We start from the raw sequence: 9834 nt of genomic DNA on the forward strand, positions 1-9834 counted from the left end.
TGCTCAGCCGTCCGTGGAACAGCTCAGCGCTTCCCATTGCTCAATACTCTCCGCCGTCCGCTGCAGCTTGTCACGCACCAGAGCCAGGGCGTCGCTGCCCAGCAGCAGTTGAGCCGGCGGATTGGGGCTGGTGATAATAGTCATCATGGCGCGTGCGGCTTTCTGCGGGTCGCCCAGTTGAAGGCCGCTTTTTTCCTCACGGGCTTTTCGCACCGGGTCGAAAGTCGCATCGTAGTCACTGATGCTGCGCGGCGTACGCTGCATCGAACGACCTGCCCAGTCCGTTCGGAAAGACCCCGGCGCCACGGCCGTTACAAAAATATTGAAGGGCGCAAGCTCTTTGTTCAACGTATCAGAGATGCCCTCCAGGGCAAATTTGCTGCCGCAGTAGTAAGCAATACCTGGCATGGTGATATAGCCACCCATGGACGTGATATTGAGGATACGTCCCGCCCGCCGCTGGCGAAAAAAGGGCACAAACGCCTTGGTCATCGCCACCGCGCCGAATACGTTGACGTCGAACTGACGGCGCATTTCCTCCAGCGACGACTCCTCGAAAACCCCTTCGTGGCCATAACCCGCGTTGTTAACCAGCACGTCCACCGGGCCATACTGATCCTCAACAGCGGCGACGACGGCGTCGATGGCATTAAAGTGGGTAACGTCCAGCACCACGCCATGGGCTCTCTCAGGCAAGAGCGCCTGGAACGTTGCCAGAGAGGATTCGCTGCGAACAGTGCCGATCACTCGATGGCCCTGAGCGAGAGCTTCCTTCGCCAGGGCCTGGCCAAAGCCGCTACTAACGCCCGTGATAAAAATGGTTTTGTCTGCACGCATGGGGCGCACTCCTGAATATATAAGGTCAGGCTATGCTAGGGCGGGGAGTGGTTGGGAACTATGCCTGATTCGATTTTAGTATTGCCTGATCCTATCGGAGTGATTGGCGATCAACCTGAAAACGGGTGGCAAAAAACGAGGCCAAAGGAAGAAAAACGACGGGCTTATTTACCTGCTCCAATGTCTGCTTCGTGTCGCGAGTGGTTTTTCGGTAACGCTGATGTGCATGGGGTCTGGCCGCAGGTGTCGCACCTGCGCCCCAAGGTTTTCGCATTGGCAGTAAAGGCTGTGCGCGCAGTTAATCGCCGAACAGATCGAACATCAGGCGTCGGAACCATTTATTGACGGGGCCCGATTGTATTTGCTGGGCCAGAATAAGTTGATGGCGATTTCGGTAAGGCAACGGGACTGGCGGGCTTGGAAATGAAAGGGGCTCCATGCCCATGAAAAGCCAGAAATGCTCAGCTAAACAGCCTGCCCGACGTCGCCTAAAGACTCTCAGGGTCGCCAAAAAACATTATGAAAGGGCTTTAGAACAGTAGTTTCAGCTTGAAAAAATCGAATTATGCCCCCAGTTATGCCCCCAATTGCGCCGAGTGTTCGAGCGATCGCGAATGGCGATTTCTGACATGGATCTGGGTGGCCGTGACTGGTATTCAGTGCACCCCCGTATACCGGATGACCAATCCGAATCCGGCAAATCCTTGGTGGTTCGATGAGTCGATATCCTTATTCGAAGTTGCCCGGGCTATCTTTCAGCACCTGTCCTGAAATAAGTTGGCTGGCAGAGTGGGGGGCTAGAGGGAGCGTCTCACTTTCGTTGTTCCTCGCCAGTCATGTCTGTGTCTTGGATCGCTGATCAGTCATCAGGCAAGTGCAATTGTACGTCCATGGCGTCATGAAGGAGTCGGACGACCTCAATCACCTCGTCATTTGCTACACGATAAAATACGACGTGGCGTGGGCTTTTGACCGTCCCATGAGGGTGTTTAGCTTGCTGGCGCGAATAGACGAGGTGATAGCTGCGAAGGCCTGGTGCAAGCTCATTGCGCTCGTGGCTGCCAATGCGATAAGGCGTGGAGGCAATCGCTTGCAGCGCCGCGAGGATCAGCGCTTGATACCGTTGCCTTGCTTGATTACCGAACTGCGTCTGGGAGCGCCTGAGAATGTCGGTGCGTGCCGCATCGGAAATCCGATACTGCGACATGCTCAGTGTTTCTCTTTCGTCGGGATCTTTGCCTCCAGGCTCAAGCCCTCGAGGTAGTGCTCCAGATCCCCTTCGTTCACCTGAGTAAAGCGCCCGTGTTCAAGATCCACGATGCCAATCGAGGTCGCCTGACGCAGGGCTTCAATTTTGGCAGTGTCTTCGGCGACGCGCTGCTCCAGTAAACGCAAACCTTCTCGCATCACTTCGCTGGCATTCTGATAACGGCCAGACTGAACTAAGTCATGAATAACCTGTTCCTGGTGAGGGGTGAGCACAACGTTTCTAGTTGCCATAATGAGCTCCAGCTTTCGGTAAACAGTTTCTGCCGGCCGTTGGCATATTATGCCATTTTGCTTACGAGCACATTCTTTGGGATTTTAATCTGACGGACTGCGTTATACGGGCCAAGCCAAAACGTATCGAGATCGGTACTGCTGGCAAGCCAGACCAGCGTCAAGTTAGCCTGCAATAAGTGTGTTCAAGGCGCTCTGCGGAGCGCCTTTTTTCTTCTATTTCAATCAGCCTCTGAGGCGTGCAAGTCTGAGGTTCTCTGCCGTGGTCGTTGCCGGTTGAAATACACCTTTTGACTCAACCGAATTGACCTGCCGATTCAACGACGGTTTTTGCTTTCCTGCTACGGGTCAGCTGATAGGCAATTGCCAGCCATATGAACCACCCCGGCATGACCATCAACGCAACGCGTGTGTCGGGTCTCAATGCCAGCAGGCAGAGCACGAATCCCATAAAAGCCAGTGACAACCAGGCCATTGGCACGCCGCCTGGCATCTTGTAAGCAGATTTGGCGTGAAGCTCAGGTAGTCGTCGCTGTGAGGCGGCCATGCTCGCCATTCATGACGGTGTGCACAACCTGCAGCAGGTTGTTGAGACGTGCCGCGATTTTGTGATCAAGCGTAAGCCTGCCAGACGCCCGGAAGGTTGATAGCGGGCGTGGGGGCTGACGTCTGAGTTGGAGGTGACAGAGAAATGAATCTGTCTCAAAGTAGATTTCAGGTGATTGATTTAATTGGATTTGATAATCGATGTGTGTTTGGCGCTTGCTTTTTTTACGCTTTTGCATGGCGGAGTAGAAAATGTCAGCTAGCCTAGAGTTTCAGGACAATGCTGATATTTCAAGGAAGAAAATTGTGCCCGACGGAATGCATTGGTTCTTTCTAAAAAAGCTGTGCTTATATCAACTTCATCATAAAGACGCCGACAGTAGACGCCTGCAGGCGGGAGAGATATAAGCGTTGAAGTGTGCAGCGTTATTTTAAACTTGCATCGCAAATTTGCGTAGTGGTTGTATGAGCGGCTGTCGCTGTTTTTAGTGGACCATGCTTATTCAAATTCCGCCAATACGGCAAGCGTGCTCTGATCGGGAGTGGTGGGCGATGCTCTGGGCTTTAAAGTTTGGTTTGTTCCTGGTATTGGCTGGAATCCTTCTGGTCGCGTACACAGGCAACCTTTTGGGCGACTCCAGGAAACAGCGAGAATCTATTGAGCGTCTCAAGCATCAACAGGACTTGGCCCCTTCGGAGCGCTCGTACCTTAAGTATGTCGCATTCAATAGTTCCCTCAGGGTCGTATCGATCGCGCTCTGCGGGGTAGGCGTGTTGTTGGTGTTGTTGGGATTGATAGTCTAGGAGGCGTTATGTCAACAGCATCTGGTATGGAACAAGCTACCAACGCGATACAGCTGGTCGCGGGGCAAGTCGCCAAAAGGATAGGCGGACCCTGGGGGCAGGCCTATAGCATGCTGCTGACTGGCCAAGTAGGCATCGTGGGTAGCATGGCAGATGCTTTTGACAAATATGATAAGGGTACACTGGAGCCAATTGATATAGCCGATGTGCTCTATGATATCGCCGCGCTTACTGCCGGCTTTGGATTCATGATTGGCGCAGTCTCCCCGGTCATGTTAGCGGCTGTGGGTGTGGCAGGGGCCGCTATTGCATTGGCAAAAATTTATCCGGGTGCTATGGAGTACGCAGAAAATTCCATAGCACAATATGGCGGACTTACTAATGCGGTCGCAGGAGAGGTCAATGCTCTCTGGCAAAGCGCATTGAACTTTGTTCAGCGTTTGGATCCTCTGACGTTGGACTTGGACGGTGACGGAATTGAAACCGTGGCTGTAAATGCGGGGGTGTTATTCGATTTCAACGGCGACGGCGTCAGGACCGGGACGGGGTGGGTCGCGTCGGATGACGGTCTTTTAGTTTTAGACCGCAATGGAGACGGGGCAATTGATTCTGGTCGTGAATTGTTTGGTGTTGATACACTCAAGTCCAATGGGCAGTTGGCGAGTAACGGTTTCGATGCGCTAAGCGATTTAGACAGTAACAATGACGGTAGATTCGACGCACTGGACACACACTTTTCGGACGTTCAGGTATGGCAGGATTTGAATCAGGATGGTGTTTCCCAAACCAATGAACTTAAGTTTTTGAGAGACCTTAATATTTCGGCCATCCTGCTGGGTTCTCAGAGTTCTGCGATCGTTAATAATGGGAATTTAATCAGTGCCACTGGCGCTTACGTAAAGGGGGATGGGACGCTAGGCGGCGTCAATGATAACCAAAGTTTGGCTGCTAACCTGGATTTGGCTACGAATCCGTTTTATCGGGATTTTGGTAATGCACTGGTGTTGGACGAGACTGCGTCGACCCTGCCGAATATACGAGGATCAGGCGGTGTGAGGGACTTGCAAGAGGCAAGCATGCTCAGCAATGAGTTAAAGGGCACGCTGGCGAAATATAAACTCGCAGGGTCGAGCATTGAACAATACGCTTTGCTGGATGAGGTCATCGAACAGTGGGCGTCTACGAGCATTACAAAGTCTTTTGAAAGTCGCTTGGCAAGTTTGAGTAATAGTGCTTACTCGATCAGCTTTGCAGGGACCTGGCAGGTTAGCGGCGACATTCCTGTCGGCGCGCCTGAGTTAACGCAGGCGCAGATGGAGAAAAAATTACTGCTGGACAAGGTGCGAATCCTTGAAGCTTTTAATGCAACCAATTTGTTGTCTTTTTCTGCGTCGTCACCAGCGGGCGGATCAGGTGTACGACTCAGTTTGTCAGTAGGAACTATCACCACATTTATCAATATTTCCAGCGACCAGCTTGCCACATCGAACCGTATAAATATTGATGAGCGTGCTATTGTTTTCAATGCCGAACAAGTTCGCTTTATTAATGCCTCCTATGAGGCGCTCAGGCACTCTGTGTATGCCGGTCTGCTGATTCAGACACGGCTAAAGTATGTGGCTGAAGGGATGACGATTAACGCAACTGAGCAGGGTGTCTCATTAAGCTTTAATGGGTTGATGTCAGTACTGGATTCGAAATTTGCACAGTCGCCGTATGAAGCGGTCCGGGATATGTTGCGTGATTACCCGGACTTGAAGCTGGTGTCTATTGGCGAATTGGCCGCTCCGGTTTTCATGTCGAAGGTAGGTGATTTCGTTACTCAACTGTCTGATTCCGACAAAGCGCTTATTAGCGATGAGTTCAATTACGTCGCTATCGGTACAGCATCTAATGATACGCTGGCAGCCAGTCAAAACCAAAATGTACTCTTTGGGGGGCACGGCGACGATACATTAAATGGAGCAGCGGCTGCGGATTATTTGTTCGGCGGCTCTGGTGCTGATGTTCTCAATGCAGGTTTTGGCAATGACCAATTGAGCGGCGGCACCGGCAACGATGTGCTCAATGGCGGAAGCGGTTCTGACGTTTATCTGTTTGCAGCGGGCGATGGCCAAGACATCATTAACGATGACGCGGGGTACTACACAGGGAACATCGATGTATTACGCTTCGGCGCGGGCATAAGGGCGGCTGATATATCGGTTTCCCGCTCAGGTAATAACGTGGTCTTCAGCCACAGTAATGGCAACGATAAGATCACGGTGCAAAACTGGTTTACTTCAAGTGACGATCGATACAAGTTGGAACGTATTGAATTTGCCGACGGCACCGTCTGGACCGGTGCTGAGGCGACCGCAGCCTTGCTGGTCTCGACAGGCACCCATGCTGATGATGTGCTGGCCGGACCCTCTACCGGTAACCAGAAGCTCTACGGCCTGGCCGGCAATGACACCCTGACCGGCGGCTCGGACCACGACATTTTAGAGGGCGGGGCAGGTAACGATATTCTCAATGCCGGTTTTGGCAATGACCAATTAATCGGCGGCACCGGCAATGATGTGCTTAATGGCGGCAGCGGTTCAGACCTCTATTTGTTCGCGTTGGGCGATGGCCAGGACATCATTAATGATGATGCGGGTTACTACAGCGGCAACGTCGATGTCTTGCGTTTCGGCGCGGGAATAAGCGCGGCTGACATATCGGTGTCGCGCTCAGGCAATCATGTGATCTTCAGCCATAGCAACGGTAGCGACCAGATCACGGTGCAGAACTGGTTCACTTCAAGCGACGATCGATACAAGTTGGAGCGCATTGAGTTTGCGGACGGTACCGTGTGGACCGGCGCTCAAGCGGCGGCTGCGTTGCTGGTTGCAACAGGCACCAGCGCGGATGACGTACTGACCGGTCCTTCTACTGGCAACCAGACACTTAACGGCCTGGGTGGCAACGATACGTTGAACGGCGGTTCGGAACACGATGTACTGAATGGCGGAGCGGGGAACGATGTGCTCAATGCCGGCTTCGGCAATGACCAATTAATCGGCGGCACCGGCAATGATGTGCTTAATGGCGGCAGCGGTTCAGACCTCTATTTGTTTGGACTGGGCGATGGTCAGGACATCATCAATGATGACGCGGCGTATTACAGCGGCAATATTGATGTTTTACGCTTTGGAACGGGCATAAGCGCTGCGGATATTTCAGTGTCGCGTTCAGGCAATCATGTGATCTTCAGTCACAGCAATGGCAGCGACCAGATCACGGTGCAAAACTGGTTCACGTCAAGCGACGATCGATACAAGTTGGAGCGTATTGAGTTTGCGGACGGCACCGTGTGGACCGGCGCTCAAGCGGCGGCTGCGTTGCTGGTTGCAACAGGCACCAGCGCGGATGACGTACTGACCGGTCCTTCTACTGGCAACCAGACACTTAACGGCCTGGGTGGCAACGATACGTTGAACGGCGGTTCGGAACACGATGTACTGAATGGCGGAGCGGGGAACGATGTGCTCAATGCCGGCTTCGGCAATGACCAATTAATCGGCGGCACCGGCAATGATGTGCTCAACGGTGGCAGCGGTTCTGACCTCTATTTGTTTGGACTGGGCGATGGTCAGGACATCATCAATGATGATGCGGCGTACTACAGCGGCAACGTCGATGTATTGCGTTTCGGCACGGGAGTAAGCGCGGCTGACATAACCGTGTCGCGCGCAGGCAATCATGTGATCTTCAGTCACATGAATGGTAACGACCAGGTCACGGTGCAGAACTGGTTCACTTCAAGCGATGATCGATACAAATTGGAGCGCATTGAGTTTGCGGACGGCACCGTGTGGACCGGCGCTCAAGCGGCGGCTGCGTTGCTGGTTGCAACAGGCACCAGCGCGGATGACGTACTGACCGGTCCTTCTACTGGCAACCAGACACTTAACGGCCTGGGTGGCAACGATACGTTGAACGGCGGTTCGGAACACGATGTACTGAATGGCGGAGCGGGGAACGATGTGCTCAATGCCGGCTTCGGCAATGACCAATTAATCGGCGGCACCGGCAATGATGTGCTCAACGGTGGCAGCGGTTCTGACCTCTATTTGTTTGGTTTGGGCGATGGCCAGGACATCATCAATGATGATGCGGCGTACTACACCGGCAACGTCGATGTCTTGCGTTTCGGGCCGGGAATAAGTGCATCGGATATTTCGGTGTCGCGCTCAGGCAATCATGTGATCTTCAGTCACAGCAATGGCAGCGACCAGATCACGGTGCAGAACTGGTTCACTTCAAGCGATGATCGATACAAGTTGGAGCGCGTTGAATTTGCCGATGGCACGTTTTGGAGCAGCGACTATGTTTCTGACCTTTCTCTCGCGTTGAATGGTACCGCTGGAGATGATGCGCTTACCGGGCCGAGCACAGGAAACCAAACAATTCGTGGCTTATCGGGTAACGACGTATTGAACTCTGGTTCGGGAGACGATGTGCTGGACGGAGGAGCCGGAAATGACACCCTTAATGCCGGTTTTGGCAATGACCAATTAATCGGTGGCACCGGCAATGATGTACTCAATGGCGGAAGCGGTTCTGACGTTTATCTGTTTGCAGCGGGCGATGGTCAAGACATCATTAACGATGACGCGGGGTACTACACCGGTAACATCGATGTCTTGCGCTTCGGCACGGGCATAAGAGCGGCTGATATATCGGTTTCCCGCTCAGGTAATAACGTGGTCTTCAGCCACAGTAATGGCAACGATAAGATCACGGTGCAAAACTGGTTTACTTCAAGTGACGATCGATACAAGTTGGAACGTATTGAATTTGCCGACGGCACCGTCTGGACCGGTGCTGAGGCGACCGCAGCCTTGCTGGTCTCGACAGGCACCCATGCTGATGATGTGCTGGCCGGACCCTCTACCGGTAACCAGAAGCTCTACGGCCTGGCCGGCAATGACACCCTGACCGGCGGCTCGGACCACGACATTTTAGAGGGCGGGGCAGGTAACGATATTCTCAATGCCGGTTTTGGCAATGACCAATTAATCGGCGGCACCGGCAATGATGTGCTTAATGGCGGCAGCGGTTCAGACCTCTATTTGTTCGCGTTGGGCGATGGCCAGGACATTATCAATGATGATGCGGGTTACTACAGCGGCAACGTCGATGTCTTGCGTTTCGACGCGGGAATAAGCGCGGCTGACATAACGGTGTCGCGTTCAGGCAATCATGTGATCTTCACTCACAGTAATGGCAGCGACCAGGTCACGGTGCAGAACTGGTTCACTTCAAGCGATGATCGATACAAATTGGAGCGCATTGAGTTTGCGGACGGCACCGTGTGGACCGGCGCTCAAGCGGCGGCTGCGTTGCTGGTTGCAACAGGCACCAGCGCGGATGACGTACTGACCGGTCCTTCTACTGGCAACCAGACACTTAACGGCCTGGGTGGCAACGATACGTTGAACGGCGGTTCGGAACACGATGTACTGAATGGCGGAGCGGGGAACGATGTGCTCAATGCCGGCTTCGGCAATGACCAATTAATCGGCGGCACCGGCAATGATGTACTCAACGGTGGCAGCGGTTCTGACCTCTATTTGTTTGGACTGGGCGATGGCCAGGACATCATCAATGATGATGCGGCGTATTACAGCGGCAATATTGATGTTTTACGCTTTGGAACGGGCATAAGCGCTGCGGATATTTCAGTGTCGCGTTCAGGCAATCATGTGATCTTCAGTCACAGCAATGGCAGCGACCAGATCACGGTGCAGAACTGGTTCACTTCAAGCGATGATCGATACAAGTTGGAGCGCGTTGAATTCGCCGATGGCACGTTTTGGAGCAGCGACTATGTCTCTGACCTTTCTCTCGCGTTGAATGGTACTGCTGGAGATGACGTACTTAGTGGGCCTGCTACAGGGAACCAAACAATTCGTGGCTTAACGGGTAATGACGTATTGAACGCTGGTTCTGGAAACGATGTGCTGGACGGAGGCGCAGGAAATGACACCCTCAATGCCGGTTTTGGCAATGACCAATTAATCGGCGGCACCGGCAATGATGTGCTTAATGGCGGCAGCGGTTCAGACCTCTATTTGTTTGGACTGGGCGATGGTCAGGACATCATCAATGATGACGCGG

General features: G+C 53.1%; 4 protein-coding genes and 1 pseudogene. 1 reads left to right on the forward strand and 4 read right to left on the reverse strand.

The window, feature by feature from the left end; genetic code table 11:
* Positions 1-3: 3 nt before the first annotated feature.
* The 4 genes and pseudogenes from AC4PS7_RS27695 to AC4PS7_RS27710 all read right to left on the reverse strand — a co-directional run.
* Complete coding sequence (locus AC4PS7_RS27695) at positions 4-837, reverse strand: oxidoreductase (RefSeq protein ID WP_021492022.1); 834 nt, start codon at positions 835-837, stop codon at positions 4-6.
* 859 nt (positions 838-1696) lie between these two features.
* Positions 1697-2044 (reverse strand): type II toxin-antitoxin system RelE/ParE family toxin, encoded by a 348-nt coding sequence (locus tag AC4PS7_RS27700; protein ID WP_492179850.1) that lies wholly within the window; start codon positions 2042-2044, stop codon positions 1697-1699.
* A gap of 2 nt (positions 2045-2046) precedes the next feature.
* Positions 2047-2337 carry a type II toxin-antitoxin system ParD family antitoxin gene (locus tag AC4PS7_RS27705; protein ID WP_492179851.1) on the reverse strand — a complete coding sequence of 97 codons (291 nt, stop codon included), beginning with the start codon at positions 2335-2337 and terminating at the stop codon, positions 2047-2049.
* A gap of 295 nt (positions 2338-2632) precedes the next feature.
* Positions 2633-2863 (reverse strand): annotated as a pseudogene (locus tag AC4PS7_RS27710) (amino acid transporter); the annotation flags it as partial.
* Positions 2864-3695: 832 nt separating this feature from the next.
* On the opposite strand from AC4PS7_RS27710, the gene AC4PS7_RS27715 reads away from it, so the two are divergent.
* Positions 3696-9834 (forward strand): calcium-binding protein (locus tag AC4PS7_RS27715; RefSeq protein ID WP_492179852.1); only part of this gene is annotated, 6139 nt, incomplete at its 3' end.

The sequence above is a fragment of the Pseudomonas sp. DW-iso3 genome (genome assembly GCF_058725305.1).